This window comes from Bacillus cereus group sp. BfR-BA-01311, assembly GCF_022664295.1.
GTDB classification, from domain to species: Bacteria; Bacillota; Bacilli; order Bacillales; family Bacillaceae_G; genus Bacillus_A; species Bacillus_A cereus.
The window spans coordinates 1-21,247 of sequence record NZ_JAKUHC010000020.1 but is presented as its reverse complement, the minus strand read 5'-3'; the positions used below and the strand labels follow the sequence as shown (position 1 = coordinate 21,247).

Below are 21,247 nucleotides of genomic sequence, written 5' to 3'. Positions count from 1 at the left end.
AAGTTTGCACCTCTTACTTATTTAGCTCTTGTAAGAACCTCTCTTCATTCCAAACCTCAACATTATGTTTCTCCGCTTGTGCTAATTTCGAACCAGCCGCTTCACCTGCAACAACTAAATCCGTACTCTTACTAACACTTCCCGTTACTTTTCCACCTAATGCCTCAATCTTCTTCTTCGCTTCACTTCGCCCCATAACTTCTAGCTTACCTGTTAAAACAACCGTTTTTCCTGCGAAGTAAGATTCAACATTTTGTAAATCTGCAATTTTTATACCTTTGTATGTCATATTCACGCCATACTCTTTAAACTGCTGTAATAACTCTAATACATCTTCATTATCAAAATATGTCACAACAGATTGAGCCATTTTTTCGCCAATTTCATTAATTGCTTTTAGTTCTTCTTCCGTTGCTTTTACAAGCTCATCCATCGTTTCAAAGTGCTCTGCAAATGTACGTGCTGCTTTCGCTCCAACGTGGCGAATTCCAAGACCAAATAATAATCGCTCTAACGAGTTTTCTTTAGAATTTTCAATTGCTTGTATTAAGTTTGTTGCTGATTTTTCACCAAAACGTTCTAACTGTAATAATTGCTCTTTCGTCAATGCATATAAATCAGCAAATGTACGAATGTAATCAGCATCAAAGAGTTGTGTAATGACACGTTCTCCAAGTCCATCAATATTCATTGCATTTCTTGAAACGAAATGGATTAACCCTTCTCGAATTTGAGCAGGACAAGTTGGATTTATACAACGAAGTGCTACTTCTTCTTCTAAACGAACAAGTTCACTCTCACATGCTGGACAATGAGTTGGCATGCGGTATTCTTCTTCCTCACCAGTACGCTTATCAAAAATAACGTTCACAACTTCAGGAATAATATCTCCAGCCTTCTTCACAACAACGTAGTCACCAATTCGAATGTCTTTTTCACGAATTAAATCCTCGTTATGTAAAGAAGCACGACGAACAATCGTACCAGCAACTCTCACTGGCTCTAGTTCTGCAGTCGGTGTTACAACTCCTGTTCGGCCAACACTTAATTCAATGCCTGTTAATCTCGTTACAACTTCTTCAGCCGGGAATTTATAAGCAATCGCCCATCTTGGACTCTTCGCTGTAGTTCCTAGACTTTCTTGAAGGGCAACATCATCTACTTTTATAACGATTCCATCAATCTCATAATCAAGATGCGGACGTTTTTCTTGCCATTCTTCTACATAAGCTATAACTTCTTCAATTGTTTCACATGTACGGCGATTTGGATTTGTCTTAAATCCAAGTTCACCTAAGAAATCAAGCGATTCACTATGTGATGGAATTGTTTTTTCTTCTACATTCGCAAGACCATACACAAACATAGATAAGTTACGCTTCGCTGCAATTTTCGGATCAAGTTGACGTATTGAACCTGCTGCTGCATTACGCGGATTCGCAAATACATCTTCTCCATTTTGCTCTTTTTCTTCATTTAGTTTAACGAATGAACGCTTCGGCATATAAGCTTCGCCTCGTGCTTCTAACGTTACTTCTTCATTTAAACGAAGTGGGATAGCTTTAATCGTTTTTAAATTTTGAGTAATATCTTCACCCGTTACACCATCACCACGTGTCGCCCCTTGAATGAAGCGTCCTTTTTCATAATGAAGCGAAACGGCAAGCCCGTCAATTTTTAATTCACATATATATCTTACATTCGCACCATCAATTCCTTGACATACTCTTCTGTCGAAATCACGTAAATCTCCTTCGTTAAATGCATTTCCTAAACTTAACATTGGTGACTTATGTGTTACTTTTTCAAATATATCAAGAACAGTCCCCCCAACGCGAACGGAGGGAGAATCTTCACTCATAAACTCTGGGTTCTCTGCTTCTAATTTTATAAGCTCCTGCATATTACGGTCATATTCCGCATCAGAAACAGAAGGATTGTCTAATACGTGATATTGATAGTTAAATGTATTTAATAAATCACGCAGTTCTTCTATACGTTTTTTTGCTATCTCTTTTGACATATCCTCATTCCTTTCTATTGTTTCGTCACAGGTGCAAATTTTGCTAACAAACGTTTAACACCAATTGGGCTTGGGAATGCAATATCTAATTCTTTTGCATCACCTTCACCTTTTACACTTACAACTGTACCGACTCCCCATTTTTGGTGGGAAGCTTTATCTCCTACTGCCCAGCCAATTTGTTCGCCGCCTGTCGTCTTAGCTGCAGGGCGCGCGAAAGCTGAACGAGAGCGTGTTGTCGTTGTGATTGTCGTTTTGCCGCTACTTGCCGTTCTGCCTTTTGCACCAAACGATGTTTCACGCTTTGGCGCTGTTTCATTTAATGATTCCACTAGTTCTGTCGGGATTTCTGTAATGAATCGAGACGCAGCGTTCATACTTGTTCTACCAAATAAAGTACGCATTTGCGCGTTAGATAAATATAGCTCTTCTTCTGCACGGGTAATACCTACATAAGCAAGACGACGTTCTTCTTGCATTTCATCCTCTTCCATAAGAGAACGAGTATGAGGGAATATCCCTTCCTCTAAGCCAACAATAAACACAACCGGGAACTCTAATCCTTTCGCTGAGTGCATCGTCATTAAAATAACTTCTTCACCAGCAGTTGGGTCTTCATCTACACGATCAATATCAGCAACAAGTGCTAAATCTGTTAAGAATGCAACAAGGCTCTTATCTTCGCTTTGAGATTCAAATGTTTGCGTAACAGATAAGAACTCGTCTAAGTTTTCTAAACGACCTTCCGCTTCTAAAGAACGTTCATTTTTCAACATATCGCGATAGCCTGTTTTTTCAATAACTTCTTCTACTAATTCTGTAACAGATAAATACTCTTGCATATTTACCCAGTTATTTAATAAATTCGCAAATTCTTTTACTGCCTTTGTAATTTTTGCACTTACTCCAACATGCTCAATTTCATCAAATACAGCAGTTAATGAAATTCCGTTTTGCACACCGTAATTAATAATTTTATCGATAGAAGTCGCACCAATACCACGCTTTGGCATGTTAATAATACGTGCAAAACTAATTTCATCATCTGGATTACCGATTAAACGTAAGTACGCCAAAATATCTTTAATCTCTTTACGGTCGTAGAACTTCGTACCCCCGACAATTTTGTACGGAATGTTAGATTTAAGGAAAATCTCCTCGACCATACGAGACTGAGCATTCGTACGATATAACACTGCAAAATCAGTATATTTTCGTTTCCCCATTTGAATATCGTCACGAATTTTTTTCGCAACAAAATACGCTTCGTCCTTTTCAGTTGCAGCACGATAATACGAGATTTTACTTCCAACTTGATTGTCTGTCCATAATTTCTTCGGCTTACGATTCGTATTTTTTTCAATAACAGCATTCGCTGCATTTAAAATATTTTGTGACGAACGATAGTTTTGTTCTAACAAAATTACTTGTGCATTCTCATAGTCTTTTTCGAACGACAAAATGTTAGAAATATCTGCACCACGCCAGCGATAAATAGACTGGTCAGAGTCACCTACAACGCAAAGATTTTTAAAACGCGCTGCCAAATGTTTAACAAGAAGATATTGCGCTTTGTTCGTATCTTGATACTCATCAACGTGAATATATTGGAACTTACGCTGATAAAACTCTAATACTTCTGGAACACGTTCAAATAACTGAATCGTGGTCATAATTAAATCATCAAAGTCTAATGAATTATTTTTCAAAAGACGTTTTTGATACTCTGTGTATACATCGCTCGTTAATTTTTCATATGGATCAGCCATTGTAATTTTTTTTGCATATTTATCCGCAGATAACAGTTCATTTTTCGCATTACTAATACCCGCTAAAATAGAGCGCGGCTCAAATTTCTTCGGATCAATATTGCGCTCTTTCATAATTTTTTTGACTACAGTTAGCTGATCGCCTGAATCTAAGATTGTAAAGTTACGATTAATACCAATACGATCGATATCCCGTCGTAAAATACGTACACACATAGAGTGGAACGTCGAAATCCAAATATCTTCTGCTTCTGGTCCCACAAGTGTATCAATACGCTCACGCATTTCACGAGCTGCTTTATTTGTGAAGGTAATAGCCAGTACATTCCATGGTGCTACACCTTTTTCACCAAGTAAATACGCAATACGATGTGTTAACACACGTGTCTTACCACTACCTGCACCTGCCATTAATAGAAGTGGTCCATTCGTTGTTTGGACTGCTTTTTGTTGCTGTGGATTTAAACCGTTTAATAATCTATCTGTCATACTCATATACGCCTGCACCTACTCTCCTTTTACTGCTTTAACTGTTTTTAACGCCGATTTTATATCATCATAAATAATATTTCCAACAACTACTGTATCAGCATATTGTGCCATTTCTTTCGCCTGTTCTGCATTAGAAATACCACCGCCATAGTATAACTTAGCTTGTTTCAATTCTGCTTTTACATTTTTAACAAGTTCAACATCTCCATACGTACCGCTATATTCTAAATAAAATATCGGTAAATGTAATAACTTGTCTGCTAAACGAGCATATGCAATAACATCATCTTCTGTTAAATCACATTTCGCTTCTGTAAGCTGGGCTACTTTCGCTTCTGGATTTAAAACACAATACCCTTCCATAAAAATTTCGTCCCAGTCCATAATATCCCCAAATTCTTTCAATGCCTCATGATGAACACCTGTTACCCATTCTACTTTTCGGCTATTTAAAACACTTGGGATGTAATAAAAATCAAATCCTGGTGTAATTGCTTCTACATCAGAAACCTCTAATACACAAGGAACTGCATATCTACGAATGCTAACTAGCATGTGTAATACGTTATCAATTGTAACTCCATCACTTCCGCCTACAATAACCGCATCAGTTCCAGACTCACAAATCATTTCTAAATGTTCATCGCTTAACTCCTTATTTGGATCAAGCTTAAATACATGTTTCCATCCGGAAATATCGTACATGAAAACACCCTTCCTTTTCTCTAGTTATATATATTTCTGTTCAAAATAACAGTTTATTTTCATCATTATTGTTTTAACTTCATCTTAAATATTTGTTTAAAACGGAGAATTAAGTTTGGAATTACCTCTTCCATATTTTTTAAACTAGAGGATTTAATTTTGAAGTTCCTTTTATGCATTCTTTCATTATAACAAAAAAAGTTACTTACACACACGCACATTCCAACATCTTTTTCCACGTCAAATGTTGGATTACATATCCCAAAAATCAAACGGGATACTAATAAAAGAAATAGTATTATCTATTTCAACTTTCATAAAAAGGAGTGTTTTTCTAATGAAGCAAAATATCGGGACAATAAACGCTCTAATTCGAATTACACTTGGGCTTGTCCTCTTCGGATGTAGTGCAACTAAACTTGTACGCAAGCCGTGGTGCACTTGGTCTAACATTTTTCTATGGATTGGTGCAATGAAAGTTGCAGAAGGAATTGTTCGTTTCTGCCCTGTTGTTGAAATGTGGAAATTCGGAAAATACATGAATATGGGGGCATTTAAAATGCCTAGCATGAATTTTGCTGAAAAAGGACATGCTAAAGAAGAAGTGAATCAAACTTCCACTCATGACAAGCCAAAGTCAAAAGGAAGTTATGACGCTTCTGACAAAGAGATTGAGTCAGCGATTGAAAATATAATCCTGGCAAAACCGCTTTGAATCATTTGTCACGATGCAAGATGCTCTCAAAGGGACTTAGCTGCTGCAGTGGGCGGTTAAGTCTTCTTTATTTTACCATAAAACAGAACGTACATTCTCTTTTTCAGCCTTAAAATGTATATAAAAGATATCAATCAATAAAATTCAGAAAATTAGGTGCATACCTCTTGCTTAAAATGATATAAAAGTGATATCATTTTTATATCAGGAGGCGATCATATGAAAGAAAAACAAGTATTTTATGTAAATGGTTTTCTCGGTATTATTGGAATTTTGATTTTAGCTGCTATCGGTGTATTTTTCCTTGCACAAGAAATTTTCATAGGAGCGGCACTAACTATTATATTAGCCGCAGTTCTCGCTACAGGTATCGGTATTGTTCAACCGAATCAAGCGAAGGTTATTACGTTCTTCGGTAATTATTTAGGAACAATTCGTCAAAACGGTTTATTTTTAACGATTCCGTTCGCATTCCGTCAAACTGTATCTTTACGTGTTGAAAACTTTAACAGTAAAAAATTAAAAGTAAATGACGTTGATGGAAATCCAATTGAAATTGCAGCTGTTATCGTATATAAAGTTGTTGATTCTGCAAAAGCAATGTTTGGTGTTGAACATTATGATCGATTTGTAGAAATTCAAAGCGAAACGGCAATCCGCCATGTTGCAACAAAATATCCTTATGACAATTTCCAAGATGAAACCTGTGTTACGTTACGCGGAAATACTGAAGAAATCTCTGAAGAATTAAAACGTGAGTTAGAGGCGCGTCTTGAAATTGCTGGTGTAGAAGTATTAGAAACTCGTTTAACGCACTTAGCTTACGCAACAGAAATTGCCCATGCAATGCTACAACGCCAGCAAGCAAAAGCAGTATTAGCTGCTAGAAAAGAAATTGTTGAAGGTGCTGTGAAGATGGCGAAAGATTCCATCCATATGTTAGATGAAGAAGGCGTACTAGAACTCGATGACGAGCGTAAAGCAAATATGGTAAACAACTTATTAGTTGCCATCGTTTCAGATAAAGGTGCGCAACCAGTTATTAATACAGGAAGCCTATACTAAGGGCTATAAGTAATTATGGCTAAAAAGAAAAGCTTTCCATTACGTATTGATCCTGAATTACACGCAGTCATCGAAAAATGGGCAAATGATGAATTTCGTAGCGTCAATGCACACATCGAGTATTTACTTCGAGAAATGGCAAAGCAAAAAGGGAAATTAAAAAAAGATAAAGATGCATAAAAAATCCCGCTGATTCCTCAGCGGGATTTTTACATATTAACTTTTCGTCATCTCATGCCCAATTGCACGATATCCTATATCACTTCGATAAAATAGACCATCACTCTCAATTTTACCGATTTCTTTATATACTTTATCTTTTGCTTCTTGTAAACTATTTGCCTTACAAGCAACAAATAATACACGGCCACCGTTCGTTACAAAGTCCCCATGTTTCATTGCTGTACCTGCATGGAAAACAATCACATCTTGCAGTGCATCTAGTCCACTAATAATATCACCTTTTTTATATGCTTCTGGATATCCTTTAGAAGCAAGTACAACACCGATTACAGCTTCTTCTGACCATTGTAACGTTAGTTCACTTTCATCTAATACAGCGTTACATACGTCAACTAAATCATTTTCTAAGCGAGGTAATACAACTTCTGTTTCAGGATCACCGAAGCGTGCATTAAATTCAATTACCTTTGGACCATCATTTGTTAAAATAAGACCTGCGTATAAAATACCTGTAAACGAACGGTTTTCTGCAATCATCGCCTTAGCAGTTGGATGTAATACGGTTTGAATCGCTTCTTGAACTGCTGATTCTGGAATTTGTGGTACTGGAGAATATGCACCCATTCCGCCCGTATTTGGACCTTTATCACCATCAAAAGCTCTTTTATGATCTTGGGCGATTACCATTGGATGTACAGTTGTTCCATTCACGAATGCCATTAATGAAAATTCTTGTCCATCTAAAAACTCTTCAATAACGATCTTCTTACTTGCCGCGCCGAATTTCACATCTTGTAGCATTTCTTTCACAGCTTGTAATGCCTCTTCAAGCGTCATTGCTACCGTTACCCCTTTACCCGCAGCTAGGCCGTCAGCTTTAATAACGATTGGTGCACCAACTTTTTGAATGTACTGTACTGCTTCTTCATAATCTGTAAAAGTTTCGTACGCCGCAGTTGGAATATCATACTTTTTCATAAGCTCTTTTGTAAAAGCTTTACTACCTTCAATAACAGCAGCCGCTTTATTCGGACCAAATACGCGAAGTCCCTCTTCTTTAAAACAATCAACAATTCCATTCATAAGCGGAATTTCTGGTCCAACGAAAGTTAACTCAACATTATTCTCTTTTGCAAATAAAACTAATGCATCAAAATCATTTTCATCAATATCAACTGGTGTTGCAACATCTCTCATACCTTCATTACCTGGTGCTACATATACCTTTTCTACTTTTTCAGATTGTGCAAACTTCCAAGCTAAAGCATGCTCACGCCCACCGCGGCCAATTACTAAAACATTCATATTTCATCCCCCAATAATTAAATAAGTACAAACTAGAAGCTATGCTCCTAGTTTGCTTTTTCATATCAATAAAAGGTTATCTTGACCGGACTTTTTAAACATCCATATCAATAAAGGTTTAAAAAGGAGGATTAAGAGAACCGAGCAGGTCTAGGCGCATTTGCCAGGAGGACACGGAGTGTAGTTTTCCTACATGAGTACCGCACTGGCGATGCAACGACGACATGTAAAGGTTATCTCGACCGGACTTTTTAAACATCCATATCAATAAAAGTTTAAAAAGGAGGATTAAGAGAACCGAGCAGGTCTAGGCGCATTTGCCAGGAGGACACGGAGTGTAGCTTTCCTACATGAGTACCGCACTGGCGATGCAACGACGACATGTAAAGGTTATCTCGACCGGACTTTTTAAACATCCATCTCAATAAAGGTTTAAAAAGGAGGATTAAGAGAACCGAGCAGGTCTAGGCGCATTTGCCAGGAGGACACGGAGTGTAGTTTTCCTACATGAGTACCGCACTGGCGATGCAACGACGACATGCGAAGGTTATCTTAACCGGACTTTTTAAACATCCTCTATTAGTGTTTGAAATGACGTACGCCAGTGAACACCATAGCAATCCCATACGTATCTGCCACTTTAATAGAATCTTCATCACGGATTGATCCGCCTGGTTGAATGATTGCTGTAATTCCTGCTTTTGCTGCTTCTTCTAATGTATCTGGCATTGGGAAGAAAGCATCAGATGCAAGTGCGCTACCTTGTGCTTTTTCACCAGCTTGTGTAATTGCGATTTTTGCAGAACCTACACGGTTCATCTGTCCCGCACCGACGCCAATTGTCATGTCATCTTTCGCTAAAACAATTGCGTTTGATTTCACATGTTTTACAACTTTCCAAGCTAGTTTTAAATCTTTCCATTCTTGCTCTGAAGGTTCACGTTTCGTTGGAATTGAAATTGTACTTTCATCTAATGATAACGTATCTTCTTCTTGAACGAGAAGTCCACCTTGTACAGAAGTTAGTTTTTTGCTTGCACTTGTCGCTTTTTCAATATTTATAGTTAATAAACGTAAGTTCTTCTTACTTTGCAACACTTCTAAAGCTTCTTGCGAGAACGAAGGTGCGATAACAATTTCTAAGAAAATTTCATGTAACTTTTCTGCTGTAGCTTTATCAATTTCACGATTTGCTGCAATAATACCGCCGAAAATTGATACTGGATCTGCTTCATAAGCGCGAGTATATGCTTCGTGAATATCAGTTCCTACTCCAACACCACATGGATTCATATGTTTTACTGCTACTACTGCTGGTTCTGTAAATTCTTTTACTATGCTAAGTGCTGCGTCTGCATCATTAATATTGTTATACGATAATTCTTTACCGTGTAATTGTTCTGCGTATGCAACAGAAGAAGTTGCTGCGAATGGCGCTTTATAGAAAGTTGCCTTTTGATGTGGGTTCTCGCCATAACGTAAGTCTTGCTTTTTCTCAAATGTCACAGTTAATGTTTCTGGACTTTCTTCACCCATTTGCTCTGTTAAGTAGTTAGAAATTAACGCATCATACGCTGCTGTATGACGGAATACTTTCGCTGCTAGTTTACGTTTTGTTTCCTCTGCTACTTCACCGTTCTCTTTCAGTTCTGCTAACACAATATCATAATCTACTGGATCTACAATTACAGATACGAATTTATGATTTTTCGCAGCAGAGCGAATCATTGTCGGGCCACCGATATCAATATTTTCAATTGCATCAGCAAATGTTACATCAGGCTTAGCGATTGTTTCTTTAAATGGATATAAGTTAACAACAACAAAGTCAATTGGCTCCATACCTAATTCATTCATTTGTGTTACATGTGTTTCATTATCACGAACTGCTAATAGACCACCATGAATATTTGGATGTAACGTTTTCACACGGCCATCCATAATTTCAGGGAAACCAGTTACTTCAGAAATACCAATTACTTGTAAACCGTTTTCTTCTAATAACTTTTTCGTACCACCTGTTGAAATAACTTCAATCCCTTGTTCTAGTAACCCTTTAACAAATTCTACTACTCCTGTTTTATCTGAAACACTTACTAATGCACGCTTTTTCATTTATCCTTCACCCCTGGTTGTATGTTAGTTAACAGTTGATTCTTTCACAGACTGAACAATTTGATTCACTGTATTTACGTATAATTTATGTTCAACTTGTTGAATTTTCTTTTGTAAACTTTCTCTCGTATCCCCTTCAGAAACAACCACTGCTTCTTGCGCAATAATTGGCCCTGTATCCATACCTGCATCTACATAATGAATTGTTACTCCAGTTACTTTCACACCTGCTTCTAACGCTTGACCGACAGCATCTTTACCCGGAAAGCTCGGTAGTAATGATGGATGAATATTAATAATCTTCCCGCCGTATGCTTCTAGTAACGTCGGCCCGATTAACCGCATATATCCAGCTAAAATAACATAATCAATTTCATATTCTTCTAGCTTCTTTAATATCTCTTTTTCAAATGCTTCTTTTGACTCATATGCTTTCGCTGAAAAAGCAAAACACGGAATATGATGATAATTTGCCCGTCCAACAGCGCGTGCTTCTGGTTTATCACATACTAATAAACTAATTTCTGCATCCAATCTTTTTTCTTCTACCGCATTAACGAGAGATTGAAAGTTAGATCCGCTTCCAGAAGCAAAAACTGCTAATCTACTCATAGTGCTGTGCCCCCATTAAAAGTAACGCCAGCTCCTTGTATAGTACGTCCAATAATACGAGCCATTTCTCCTTGCTCTTCAAGAAGACGAACAACATCTTTTGCATCTTCTTCCTTCACTGCTACTACCATACCAATACCCATGTTAAAAATATTGAACATTTCTTTTTCTTCCAGTTTTCCAACTTCTTGAAGCAAACTAAAGATCGGCTGAATTTCCCAAGATCCTAGTTCAATCTCGGCACCGATTCCTTCTGGCAACATGCGTGGAATATTTTCAATAAATCCACCACCTGTAATATGCGCCATACCGTATACTTCATGTTTCTTCAATAGTTCTAAAATAGGTTTGACATAAATTTTCGTTGGTTTTAATAATTCTTCACCAAGAGGTAGTTCTAAGCGGCCATAAATACGCTCTAAAGATAGTTCCCCATCTTCTAGTAACACTTTTCGTACTAAAGAGTAACCATTGCTATGAATACCGCTAGATGCTAAGCCAATTAGCACGTGACCAGCTTCAATCTTTTCACCTGTTACAATTTTCTTTTTATCAACAATCCCAACTGTAAAACCAGCTAAATCATATTCTTCCGTAGAATACATTCCTGGCATTTCAGCTGTTTCTCCACCGATTAATGCACAACCAGCTTGGCGACAGCCCTCTGATATACCTTTGACGATGTTTTCAATTTTACTAGGTTCAGCTTTACCACAAGCAATATAATCAAGGAAGAAAAGCGGCTCTGCTCCTTGGACAACAATATCATTTACACACATTGCTACTGCATCAATACCAATTGTGTCATGTTTATCTGCCATAAAAGCGAGCATCAATTTCGTTCCCACGCCATCTGTTCCAGATACTAATACAGGTTCTTCTAATGCAAATTTTGATAGATCAAACATACCTCCAAAACCGCCTAAACCGCCTAGTACTTCTTTTCTCATAGTTGTTTGTACGTGTTTTTTCATGCGAGATACCGCTTCATATCCAGCTTCAATATCTACTCCTGCTTGCTTATATGCATTCGCCATCGTTATTTACACCTCGTCTTTTAATTTCTCCCCATCCAGGGCGGGCTATTTTAAGAAAGGAGCTAGCTTCTACATCAAAAGAAGTAGAAGCTTGTTTCACTTTTCTTATTTCATACTTTCTAAAAGCTCTTGCTCATAATCATAAAGAGCTGTTGGATAGTCCCCATTAAAGTAAGCCATGCATAGGCCACCATATTTCCCTTCATATGGACGTCCAATTGCATCTACTAATCCATCTTCGCTTAAAAATGTTAAAGAATCTGCTCCGATCATTTCACGGATTTCTTCTACTGTATGATTTGCTGCAATTAATTCTTTTCTCGTTTGAATATCAATGCCATAGAAACATGGATATTTCAGAGGTGGTGAAGCAATTCTTACGTGAACTTCTGTCGCTCCAGCTTCACGAAGCATACGAACAATTCGTTTACTTGTCGTTCCTCTTACGATAGAGTCATCAATCATAACAACTCGTTTCCCTTCAACTACACCTCTTACTGCGGAAAGCTTCATCTTAACCCCTTGCTCTCGCAGTTCCTGAGAAGGTTGAATAAACGTACGTCCAACGTAACGATTTTTAATTAATCCTAACTCATATGGAATACCTGTTGCCTCCGCATAGCCAATCGCAGCTGAAATACTAGAGTCTGGTACACCAGTAACAACATCTGCTTCAATAGGAGCTTCTGCCGCTAAACGTTTCCCCATATTCTTACGTGCTGCATGAACGTTAACGCCTGCAATATTAGAATCTGGTCGTGCAAAGTAAATGTATTCCATACTACAAATTGCATGTTCTACATCGTTTGTGAAACGATCTACGTGAATTCCTTCATCATTAATGATAAGTAATTCACCCGGTTCTACATCACGAATGTATGTTGCACCTACTACATCAAAAGCACATGTTTCAGATGCTACAACGTAAGCATCCCCCATCTTTCCAATTGAAAGCGGACGGAACCCATTCGGATCTAATGCAACGATCATTTCATTTCCAGTTAGTAAAAGATACGCAAACGCACCTTTCACTTTGTTTAAAGCTTCTTTTACACTTTCAATTAAAGAATCTTTCGTACTACGTTTAATAAGATGTAAAAGTACTTCTGTATCTGAACTAGTTTGAAAAATACTGCCCTCTGCTTCTAATTCACGACGAAGCATTTTTGCGTTAATTAAATTTCCGTTATGAGCTAACGCCATACTATGATCGGAAAAACGGAACAACAATGGTTGAACGTTAGCAACTTCACTTCCACCAGCTGTTGCATATCGTACATGTCCGATCGCTGATTTTCCATTTAACCCTTCTAGCTCACCTCTTGAAAACACTTCTGATATTAAACCTAACCCCTTGTGACCGACGATTTTTTCCCCATTATTTACGACAATGCCTGCGCCTTCTTGCCCACGGTGCTGTAAACTGTGCAATCCGTAGTATGAAACTTGTGCTGCATTTTCATGCCCCCAAATTCCGAAAACGCCACATTCTTCGTTTAACCCCTTTATTTCAGCAAGCATGGGATTGCCCCTTTCCAAGCCTTTCTCATTTCATCTACATTTGCTGTAAGTAATACTTCATTTTCTTCATTATGAATTGTTACTTCATTTGTACTTGTTACTTCTCCAACTTGGATTGCTTCTACCACTTTCTCAAACGCCTCTTTATTTTCACGTTTTACAGTTATCACGAAGCGAGACTGTGATTCAGCGAATAATGCTGCTGTTGCTTCTCCATCTAATTTCACAGTAGCACCTAAGCCTTTAGCACCAATTGCACTTTCTGAAATCGCAACTGCTAAACCACCTTCAGCAACATCATGTGCAGATTGAACAAGACCAGCTTGAATTGCTCCTAATACTTGTTTTTGGCGTTTTAATTCTACATCTAAATCGATACTTGGTGATTGACCGAAAATTTTGCCGTGAATCATTTTCTGTAATTCACTTCCGCCAAACTCAGCTTTCGTCTCACCAATTACATACACTAAATCACCAGCTTGCTTAAACTCTTGTGTTGTTACATGTTTTAAGTCATGCACAAGTCCGACCATCCCAACAGTTGGTGTTGGATATACAGCTTCACCACTACGCTCGTTATACATCGATACGTTTCCGCCGATAACTGGTGTTTGTAATGTGCGACAAGCTTCACTCATACCGTCTACTGATTTCTCAATTTGCCAGAAGATTTCTGGTTTTTCTGGGTTACCGAAGTTTAAGCAATCTGTAATTGCAAGTGGCTCTCCGCCAGAACATACGATATTACGCGCTGCCTCTGCTACTGCAATTTTACCGCCCATCTCTGGGTCTAGATAAATGTAGCGAGAGTTACAATCTGTCGTCATTGCTAATCCTTTTTCTGTACCGCGTACACGTACAACTGCAGCATCTGAACCTGGCGTAACAACTGTGCTTGTGCGAACTTGGTAATCGTATTGATCGTATACCCACTCTTTACTTGCAATTGTTGGTTGCTGTAATAAAGCGAATAACGTTTCTTTATAATTTTCTACTTTTGGCGTTTCCATTTTCATTGCTTGGAATTCAGCAAAGTATGCTGCTTCTTTTGATGGCTTATGATAAATTGGTGCTTCTTCTGCTAAAGCATCTGCTGGAACTTCAGCTACCTTTTCACCTTTATGGAATAAACGAAGCATTTTATCTTCTGTTACTTTCCCCATCGTAACCGCTGCAAGACCATACTTCTCAAATAAATCTACTATTTCTTGTTCTCTACCTTTTTTCACGACAATTAACATACGCTCTTGTGATTCAGATAGCATCATTTCATATGGTGTCATTCCTGTTTCACGCTGTGGTACATCATCTAAGTACATTTCAATACCCATTCCTGCTTTACTTGCCATTTCTGCAGATGATGATGTTAAACCAGCCGCACCCATATCTTGAATTCCAACAAGTGCATCAGATTGAATTAATTCTAAACACGCTTCAATAAGAAGTTTTTCCATAAATGGATCCCCTACTTGAACCGCTGGACGTTTCGCTTCTGAGCTTTCAGATAGTTCTTCCGACGCGAATGTTGCACCGTGAATACCGTCACGACCAGTTGATGCTCCTACGTACATTACTGTGTTACCAGCACCATGTGCTTGCCCTTTTTTAATGTCTTCGTGGTTAATCAAACCTACGCACATTGCATTTACAAGTGGATTTCCTTCATAACATGGATCAAATTGTACTTCGCCGCCAACAGTCGGAATACCGATGCAGTTACCGTATCCTGCAATTCCTGCTACTACTTCTTCGAATAAATATTTCACACGTGGTGACTGTAATTCACCGAAACGAAGTGAGTTTAATAGAGCTACCGGACGTGCTCCCATAGAGAATACGTCACGAATAATACCACCAACACCTGTTGCAGCTCCTTGATATGGTTCAATAGCTGAAGGATGGTTATGACTTTCCATTTTAAATACAACTGCTTGATTATCACCGATATCTACAATTCCAGCACCTTCCCCAGGCCCTTGTAGAACACGCTCACCTGTTGTTGGGAATTTTCGAAGCACTGGTTTTGAATTTTTATAACTACAATGTTCAGACCACATTACAGAGAATAACCCTGTTTCTGTATAATTTGGCAGACGACCTAAAATCTTTTCAACCATGGCAAACTCTTCGTCTGTTAACCCCATTTCCGCATATATACGCTCTTCTTTAATTTGTGTTGGATTTGGTTCAAGCATTAACGACATATGTTTCCCTCCACTGTTTTAAGATAGATTGAAAGACTTTTAACCCTTCAGCACCGCCAAGTAATTCATCTACAGCACGCTCTGGGTGCGGCATCATACCAAGTACATTTCCTTTTTCATTTACAATACCAGCAATATCTGAAACGCTACCGTTAGGGTTTTCTACGTAACGGAATGCGATTTGATTGTTCTCTTCTAATTGTTTAAGAGTCGCTTCATCACAATAGTAATTCCCCTCACCATGCGCAATTGGAATATTAATTATTTCATCTTTTTCATATTGTGATGTAAACATCGTTTCATTATTTTCAACACGTAACTGAACAGTGCGACACATAAATTTTAAGTTTTCGTTTCTCATTAACGCTCCTGGTAGTAATCCTGATTCAACAAGAATCTGGAATCCATTACATACACCTAAAATCGGCTTTCCTTGCTCAGCAGCTTTTTGCACTGCTTTCATTGCATTAGCAAAGCGAGAGATAGCACCGCAGCGTAAGTAGTCACCATAAGAAAATCCACCTGGTAGTAGAATTGCATCATATTCATCTAAATTCTCTGTATCGTGCCAAACGTAATCTACTTCTTCGCCAAGCTCATCTTTAATTGCATGGAACATATCGACATCACAGTTCGAACCCGGAAATACTATTACGGCAAATTTCACTGTGCGACAACCTCCTCAACTTCATAACGGAAGTCTTCCATTACAACGTTCGCTAATAGTTTTTCACACATTTCTTTTACCTTGCTATCTAAATCAGATACAGATTTATCAATTGTTAGTTCCATGTACTTTCCGATTCGAACGTCTTGTACTTCTGTAAATGAAAGACTATGAAGTGCTCCTTTTACTGCTGTTCCTTGTGGATCTAATACGCTTTCTCTTAATGTTACATATACCTTAACTTTATACATGTGAAATTCCCCCTAAACGTTTTAAAATCTCTTCATAAGCATCTGTTAAATTTCCAAGATCACGACGGAATACGTCTTTATCAAACTTTTCATTGCTCGTTTCATCCCATAAACGGCAAGTATCTGGTGAAATTTCATCCGCTAAAATGATTTCTCCTTCTTCCGTTACACCAAACTCTAATTTGAAATCTACTAATCTTACACGACAGCTTGCGAAATGATCAATCAACACTTGATTGATTTGTAGAGCCATATCTCGTAATACACTTACTTGCTCTGGCGATGCAACGTTTAATACACGAATATGATCTTCCGTTACAAGCGGATCTCCTAAATCATCATCTTTGAAGTAAAATTCTACGATTGGTTCTGCAAGTACAGTTCCCTCTTCCATTCCTAATCGTTTTGAAAGACTTCCTGCAATTACATTTCTTGTGACAACTTCTAAAGGAATAATACTCACTTTTTTAACAAGTTGTTCTGTCTCAGATAACTTCTCAACAAAATGTGTTTTAATTCCCACTTCTTGTAACTTTCTGAACAATAAAGTTGTAATTTCATTGTTCAAACGACCTTTTCCTGTAATCGTCTCTTTTTTCTCCCCATTGAAAGCAGTCGCACTATCTTTGTACTCTACCCAAACCATATCTGCTGATTCTGTACGATAAATTCTTTTTGCCTTACCTTCATACAGCAATTCTAGCTTTTGCATTTCGCAAGCCCCCTGTAGTTTGAAAAATGTGAATAATATTTTTATAAAGAATGGCACAGAATGACTCTATTCTGTGCCATATGAAATTTTACGCTTCGTTTAATCCAAGGCGTTCAAAGATTGTATCAACGTGTTGCATATGATGCTCATAGTTGAAGCATTCATTAATTTCTTCTTGTGTTAACTTGCTTGTAATACGCTCATCAGCTTCTACAAGCTCTTTAAATTGTACTTGTGTTTCCCAAGCTTCCATCGCTTTAGGCTGTACGATATCATAAGCTTCTTCACGTACCATACCTTTGTCGATTAGTGTAAGCATTACGCGCTGAGAATAAATTAAGCCGTATGTTCTTGTCATATTACGTTTCATATTCTCTGGGTATACAGTTAAGTTTTTAACAATATTACCAAAGCGATTTAACATGTAATTTAATGCGATTGTAGCATCTGGTAAAATTACGCGTTCTGCCGAAGAGTGAGAAATGTCACGCTCATGCCATAATGGAACATTTTCGTAAGCTGTCATCATATAACCGCGGATAACACGAGCTAAACCAGTCATATTTTCAGAACCAATTGGATTACGTTTATGTGGCATTGCAGAAGAACCCTTTTGCCCTTTTGCGAAAGCTTCTTCAACTTCACGTGTTTCACTCTTTTGTAAACCACGAATCTCAACTGCCATCTTTTCGATAGATGTTGCAATTAGTGCAAGTGTTGACATGTAGTGTGCGTGACGATCACGTTGCAATGTTTGTGTTGAAATTGGTGCTGCTTCTAATCCTAAATTTTCACAAACATATTTTTCTACGAATGGATCGATATTTGCATATGTACCAACCGCACCAGATAGTTTACCAACACGAACTGTATCAGCAGCTTGTTTGAAACGCTCTACGTTACGCTTCATCTCTTCATACCAAAGACCAAGTTTTAAACCAAATGTCGTTGGTTCTGCATGAACACCGTGTGTTCTTCCCATCATGATTGTGTATTTATGCTCTTTCGCTTTGTTAGCTAAAATGCTTACAAAGTTCTCTAAGTCTTTTAATATAATTTCATTCGCTTGTTTTAAGATGTAAGATAATGCTGTATCTACTACATCTGTAGATGTTAAACCGTAATGAACCCATTTACGTTCTTCGCCTAATGCTGGCGTTTCTGATACAGCACGAGTGAATGCAACTACGTCATGACGTGTTTCTTTTTCAATTTCATAAATACGATCAATATCAAATGATGCATGTTCACGAATTTTTTTAACATCTTCTTTTGGAATATCGCCAAGCTCAGCCCATGCTTCACAAGCTAAAATCTCAACTTCTAACCACGCTTTAAATTTGTTCTCTTCCGTCCAAATCGCACCCATTTCAGGGCGTGTATAACGACTAATCATCTTTTTCCCTCCAACAGTTGTTCTTGATGGTCCCAAATATGCAAACTCTTCGCTTTTTCTAGAGCGACTTCAATATTATCATTTAAAATATTAACATGCCCCATTTTTCGCTGTGCTTTTGCTTCTTCTTTTCCATACAAGTGTAAATAGCACCCGGTTAATCTATTCACTTGTCTTAGGACCCCTTCTATATGTTCGCCTAAAATGTTTACCATGACAACTGGTTTTAACAAATTTGTTTCTCCTAGAGGTAAATTACAGATTGCTCGAATATGTTGACCAAATTGACTCGTTTCACATGCATCCTGTGTATAGTGTCCTGAATTGTGAGGTCTTGGCGCTAATTCATTAATATAAATCTCACCATTATCTGTAGCAAACATCTCTACAGCTAGTGTTCCCACAAGTTCTAATTCATCCGCAAGTACCTTTGCATACGCAATTGCTTTTTGAGAAAGCTCTTCTGTAATGCGAGCTGGAACGATAGATTCATGTAAAATGTTATTTACATGAATATTTTCTGCTACTGGAAACACTTTTGTTTCACCACTTACACTACGAATCACAATAACTGATACTTCTTTTTCAAAAGGCACCCATTTCTCTAAAATACATTCTGCTTTATCCACAAGATTTCTTGCTGCCTCAACATCAGCTTCACTTCTTAAAACAACTTGCCCTTTCCCATCATATCCACCTGTCGTCGTTTTTAAGACGGAAGGGAATGATAACCCAGCAATTGCTTCTGTAAGCTGATTTTGATTTTGAACTAATCTATACGTTGCTACTGGTAACCCAGCCTTCTCAATCGCATTCTTTTCTGTAAAACGATTTTGCGTTGTATTTAACAACTGACTACCTTGTGGTAAGTACGCATGTTTTTCAAGCCATTGTAAACATCTATAATCAATATTCTCAAATTCATATGTGACAACATCACTTATCTCTGCTAAATGCTGAATTGCTTTTAAATCATCATATGGTGCAACAATTTCAATATCAGCAACTTGTGCACATGGCGAATGCTTTGTAGGATCTAAAACAGCAATTTTATATCCCATCTCCTTAGCTGCCAATGCCATCATTCTTCCTAGCTGGCCGCCTCCAATAATACCGATTGTTTTTCCAGGTAAAATGATTCTCGTCATACTAGCTCACTACCTTCACGCACATCTTTTTCAATCGCTTCTCGTCTCAATTCTAATGCATCATGTATATCATCATGAAATGATCCAAGTATTTGTGCGGCAAGTAATCCAGCATTCGTTGAACCGGCTTTACCAATTGCAACAGTTGCAACTGGAACACCTCCTGGCATTTGGGCGATGGATAATAATGAATCTAAGCCGTTTAATGCTTTTGATTGAACTGGCACTCCAATTACAGGAAGATTTGTCTTCGCTGCAACCATTCCTGGTAAATGTGCTGCTCCACCAGCTCCAGCAATAATAACTTTCAATCCACGTTCACGAGCCGTCTCTGCATATTCAAACATATAATCCGGAGTCCGATGAGCGGATACAACTTTTTTCTCATACGGTATATTTAATTCATCTAAAATGTCACAAGCATATTTCATTGTTTCCCAGTCTGACGTACTTCCCATTATGACTCCAACTAGTGATTTCATATTAGAATCCCCCCGATTCAAATAAAAAAAGCCTGAAATAGAACAGTTTCTCTTTTACTATGAGAGAAAGCGCTCTACTCAGGCATACGTATCCCTTGTGAATAGAAAAATACCGAGTGACTTTCCCTCATAGTCTAACGAATAACGGTCGTTAGGTAGAGACTTGCAGGCCATATCCCCGCGATTATATGAGGTCTTATATTATTGTTTCTATGGCTATATTAACAATATTTCATAAACAATGTCAATAAATAATCGAATGTTTTTTTATTAGCAGTCAATAACGTTCGTGTTTTAGTTATATTCAAAAGAAGAATTGCAACTATATACAAGAAGAAAAGGGAATTAGAATATATATTTCTAGAGATCTATTTTATGTATTTATCGTTTAAATAGCACTTCAGTATGTTTTTAATCAAAATATATACACTCTTGTATTATTATAAAGATTTAATTTCTAAGGAGGATAACTGTTAAAGAAAGAACTTTGCTATTATCCTATTTATTTTTCTCTATTGCAGTAATTTCTGTAATTATTAAATATTTATTTATAGCATCTCATTATTTAAAATATATACTTATGATAGAAATAATGTGTCCTATTTTAAGTATTACTTTAGCGACATTAGGAAAATCAGGAACACAAAAAATCATTACTATTATTTTAAAGAGTCTCTACTTCATTCTTTTTTCGTCTGTAGCTTTATTAAATTTACGGATTATAGCATTCGGTAAATAAAAATAAACACAAAAAAACCTAAGTCAAAATAACTTAGGTTCTTGCTTGGCGACGTCCTACTCTCACAGGGACAAGGTCCCAACTACCATCGGCGCTAGAGAGCTTA

At 37.6% G+C, this 21,247-nt stretch carries 19 protein-coding genes and 1 riboswitch; of the genes, 4 read left to right on the top strand and 15 right to left on the bottom strand.

Translation table 11 applies throughout. From position 1 onward, the window contains the following. Positions 1 to 13: 13 nt before the first annotated feature. From ligA to pcrB, 3 genes are read right to left on the bottom strand one after another with little or no spacing between them, the layout of a single operon-like run. Complete coding sequence (ligA, locus tag MR136_RS25930) at positions 14 to 2,023, bottom strand: NAD-dependent DNA ligase LigA (protein WP_017674259.1); 2,010 nt, start codon at positions 2,021 to 2,023, stop codon at positions 14 to 16. Positions 2,024 to 2,037: 14 nt separating this feature from the next. Further along, entirely contained in the window at positions 2,038 to 4,287 is a 2,250-nt protein-coding gene (gene pcrA, locus MR136_RS25925; RefSeq protein ID WP_002164784.1) for a DNA helicase PcrA, read from the bottom strand. 12 nt (positions 4,288 to 4,299) lie between these two features. Continuing rightward, positions 4,300 to 4,989 carry a heptaprenylglyceryl phosphate synthase gene (gene pcrB, locus MR136_RS25920; protein ID WP_000272099.1) on the bottom strand — a complete coding sequence of 230 codons (690 nt, stop codon included), beginning with the start codon at positions 4,987 to 4,989 and terminating at the stop codon, positions 4,300 to 4,302. 337 nt (positions 4,990 to 5,326) lie between these two features. On the opposite strand from pcrB, the gene MR136_RS25915 reads away from it, so the two are divergent. From MR136_RS25915 to MR136_RS25905, 3 genes are all read left to right on the top strand, one after another. After that, entirely contained in the window at positions 5,327 to 5,704 is a 378-nt protein-coding gene (locus tag MR136_RS25915; protein ID WP_000812346.1) for a YgaP family membrane protein, read from the top strand. A 219-nt stretch (positions 5,705 to 5,923) separates the two neighbouring features. Continuing rightward, the gene (locus MR136_RS25910; RefSeq protein ID WP_000660669.1) at positions 5,924 to 6,769 is read left to right on the top strand and encodes an SPFH domain-containing protein; all 846 of its coding nucleotides are present in this window, start codon (positions 5,924 to 5,926) and stop codon (positions 6,767 to 6,769) included. Between the two features lie 15 nt (positions 6,770 to 6,784). Then, positions 6,785 to 6,949, top strand: coding sequence for a type II toxin-antitoxin system antitoxin (locus MR136_RS25905; RefSeq protein ID WP_001085171.1), 165 nt, complete (start codon positions 6,785 to 6,787; stop codon positions 6,947 to 6,949). 36 nt (positions 6,950 to 6,985) lie between these two features. Here MR136_RS25905 and purD read toward each other — a convergent pair whose 3' ends face one another. The 12 genes from purD to purE all read right to left on the bottom strand — a co-directional run bounded on the left by purD (position 6,986) and on the right by purE (position 20,402). Further along, positions 6,986 to 8,257 (bottom strand): phosphoribosylamine--glycine ligase, encoded by a 1,272-nt coding sequence (gene purD, locus MR136_RS25900; protein WP_001101962.1) that lies wholly within the window; start codon positions 8,255 to 8,257, stop codon positions 6,986 to 6,988. Positions 8,258 to 8,836: 579 nt separating this feature from the next. Then, positions 8,837 to 10,372: a bifunctional phosphoribosylaminoimidazolecarboxamide formyltransferase/IMP cyclohydrolase gene (gene purH / locus MR136_RS25895; RefSeq protein WP_000745439.1), complete on the bottom strand. Its 1,536-nt coding sequence runs from the start codon at positions 10,370 to 10,372 to the stop codon at positions 8,837 to 8,839. A gap of 24 nt (positions 10,373 to 10,396) precedes the next feature. Then, positions 10,397 to 10,984: a phosphoribosylglycinamide formyltransferase gene (gene purN, locus MR136_RS25890; protein ID WP_000088589.1), complete on the bottom strand. Its 588-nt coding sequence runs from the start codon at positions 10,982 to 10,984 to the stop codon at positions 10,397 to 10,399. Next, positions 10,981 to 12,021, bottom strand: a complete 1,041-nt coding sequence (gene purM / locus MR136_RS25885; protein ID WP_001262439.1) for a phosphoribosylformylglycinamidine cyclo-ligase — start codon at positions 12,019 to 12,021, stop codon at positions 10,981 to 10,983. Before purM ends, purN begins: the two co-directional genes overlap by 4 nt. A 105-nt stretch (positions 12,022 to 12,126) precedes the next feature. Then, positions 12,127 to 13,542 (bottom strand): amidophosphoribosyltransferase, encoded by a 1,416-nt coding sequence (gene purF / locus MR136_RS25880; protein ID WP_000879025.1) that lies wholly within the window; start codon positions 13,540 to 13,542, stop codon positions 12,127 to 12,129. Then, a complete protein-coding gene (gene purL, locus MR136_RS25875) occupies positions 13,527 to 15,746 on the bottom strand; it encodes a phosphoribosylformylglycinamidine synthase II (protein WP_017674262.1) in 2,220 nt (739 codons plus the stop codon). The genes purF and purL overlap by 16 nt, the downstream gene beginning before the upstream one ends. Continuing rightward, positions 15,730 to 16,413: a phosphoribosylformylglycinamidine synthase subunit PurQ gene (gene purQ, locus MR136_RS25870; protein WP_017674263.1), complete on the bottom strand. Its 684-nt coding sequence runs from the start codon at positions 16,411 to 16,413 to the stop codon at positions 15,730 to 15,732. Before purQ ends, purL begins: the two co-directional genes overlap by 17 nt. Beyond that, positions 16,410 to 16,664, bottom strand: a complete 255-nt coding sequence (gene purS, locus MR136_RS25865; protein ID WP_000278823.1) for a phosphoribosylformylglycinamidine synthase subunit PurS — start codon at positions 16,662 to 16,664, stop codon at positions 16,410 to 16,412. Before purS ends, purQ begins: the two co-directional genes overlap by 4 nt. Further along, positions 16,657 to 17,376 carry a phosphoribosylaminoimidazolesuccinocarboxamide synthase gene (gene purC, locus MR136_RS25860; RefSeq protein ID WP_001170544.1) on the bottom strand — a complete coding sequence of 240 codons (720 nt, stop codon included), beginning with the start codon at positions 17,374 to 17,376 and terminating at the stop codon, positions 16,657 to 16,659. Before purC ends, purS begins: the two co-directional genes overlap by 8 nt. 88 nt (positions 17,377 to 17,464) lie before the next feature. Further along, a complete protein-coding gene (gene purB, locus MR136_RS25855; RefSeq protein ID WP_000625682.1) occupies positions 17,465 to 18,772 on the bottom strand; it encodes an adenylosuccinate lyase in 1,308 nt (435 codons plus the stop codon). Further along, positions 18,769 to 19,920 carry a 5-(carboxyamino)imidazole ribonucleotide synthase gene (gene purK / locus MR136_RS25850; RefSeq protein WP_017674264.1) on the bottom strand — a complete coding sequence of 384 codons (1,152 nt, stop codon included), beginning with the start codon at positions 19,918 to 19,920 and terminating at the stop codon, positions 18,769 to 18,771. Before purK ends, purB begins: the two co-directional genes overlap by 4 nt. Next, on the bottom strand, positions 19,917 to 20,402 hold the full coding sequence (gene purE, locus MR136_RS25845; protein ID WP_000839365.1) for a 5-(carboxyamino)imidazole ribonucleotide mutase: 486 nt from the start codon (positions 20,400 to 20,402) through the stop codon (positions 19,917 to 19,919). Before purE ends, purK begins: the two co-directional genes overlap by 4 nt. Positions 20,403 to 20,512: 110 nt before the next feature. Continuing rightward, positions 20,513 to 20,614, bottom strand: a riboswitch (purine riboswitch). Positions 20,615 to 20,889: 275 nt separating this feature from the next. Between purE and MR136_RS25840 the strand changes: the two genes are divergently transcribed. After that, a complete protein-coding gene (locus MR136_RS25840) occupies positions 20,890 to 21,141 on the top strand; it encodes a hypothetical protein (protein ID WP_000927500.1) in 252 nt (83 codons plus the stop codon). The last annotated feature ends 106 nt before the right edge of the window (positions 21,142 to 21,247 follow it).